Origin of the sequence: Niveispirillum fermenti (assembly GCF_048066175.1) — a bacterium.
GTDB classification, from domain to species: domain Bacteria; phylum Pseudomonadota; class Alphaproteobacteria; order Azospirillales; family Azospirillaceae; genus Niveispirillum; species Niveispirillum fermenti.
The window spans coordinates 1-336 of record NZ_JBLTXA010000143.1 but is presented as its reverse complement, the minus strand read 5'-3'; the positions used below and the strand labels follow the sequence as shown (position 1 = coordinate 336).

Genomic DNA, 336 nt, shown 5'->3' with positions numbered 1-336 from the left:
TGAACCGCGCCGGGATTGTCGGCGGCAAAAGTTCGTGAGTCATGCTGCCATTTGCTGAATGCTCACGGCGTCATGATAGCGTTGTTCGGCCTCTGCGGGCGGGATATTTCCGATAGGCTCGAGCAGGCGTCGGTTGTTGAACCAGTCGACCCATTCGAGGGTTGCGTATTCCACGGCTTCAAAGGATTTCCACGGTCCTCGCCTGTGAATGACCTCCGCCTTGTAGAGGCCGTTGACGGTTTCGGCCAAGGCATTGTCGTATGAATCGCCGACGCTGCCGACCGACGGTTCGATGCCGGCCAGCCCCAGCCGCTCGGTGTATCGGATGGACAAATA

1 protein-coding gene is annotated in these 336 nt (G+C 58.6%); it reads right to left on the bottom strand.

Translation table 11 applies throughout. The annotated features are described in order from the left end of the window. Positions 1-39: 39 nt before the first annotated feature. Positions 40-336 (bottom strand): integrase core domain-containing protein (locus ACM9LZ_RS26070; RefSeq protein ID WP_416622408.1); only part of this gene is annotated, 297 nt, incomplete at its 5' end.